The organism is Streptomyces griseus subsp. griseus (assembly GCF_000720255.1).
GTDB classification, from domain to species: domain Bacteria; phylum Actinomycetota; class Actinomycetes; order Streptomycetales; family Streptomycetaceae; genus Streptomyces; species Streptomyces griseus_I.
This window is the reverse complement of record NZ_JOJE01000136.1, coordinates 1-819: the sequence shown is the minus strand read 5'-3', so window position 1 is coordinate 819 and position 819 is coordinate 1. Positions and strand designations below refer to the sequence as shown.

At 66.4% G+C, this 819-nt stretch carries 1 protein-coding gene; it reads right to left on the bottom strand.

What is annotated here, in order from left to right:
- A partial coding sequence (locus tag IG99_RS43475; RefSeq protein WP_037684566.1) for an AMP-binding protein occupies nt 1-819 on the bottom strand: 819 nt, incomplete at both ends.

The window sequence follows — 819 nt, the reverse complement described above, 5'->3', positions numbered from 1 at the left end:
GGTCAACGGCAAGACATCGATGGCGACGATCGCCGACGGGACCATGTAGTCCGGCACCGCTTCGGACACGTACGCCCGCAAGGCTTGCGGGTCAGCAGTGGAAACGACGTAGCCCACGAGCCGCTTGTCGCCGGGACGATCCTCACGCACGATCACCGTGGCCTGGGTGACATCGGGGTGCGAGGCGAGGACCGACTCGACCTCACCCAACTCGATACGAAAGCCCCGGATTTTGACCTGGTCGTCGATACGGCCCAGGTACTCCAGCTCACCGGGCGCGCTCCACCGGACCAAGTCCCCGGTCCGGTACATACGGGAACCAGGGGCCCCGAACGGGTCGGCCACGAAGCGCTGCGCCGTCAGACCCGGACGGTTCAGATACCCGCGTGCCAGACCGGCACCCGCCACATACAACTCACCCGCGACTCCCACCGGAACCGGGCACAACCCCGCGTCCAAGACGTACATCCGCAGGTCCGGGATGCCCTCACCGATCCGGCTCCCACCACCCGCCACGCACATCTCCTGGTCCAGGGGCAGGTAGGTGACGTGGACCGTGGTCTCGGTGATCCCGTACATGTTCACCAACGTCGGACCACCCGAGCCACGCCGCTCGTACCACGACACCAGCCGGCCCAGATCCAACGCCTCACCGCCGAACACCACATACCGCAGAGCAAGCCGATCACCCGTCGCCGGATCATCCCGGTCCGCCTGCATCAGCTGATAGAACGCCGACGGCGTCTGATTCAGCACCGTCACGCCCTCACGCGCCAGCAGAGCCAGGAAATCCCCTGCCGAGCGGCTCACCTCGAACGG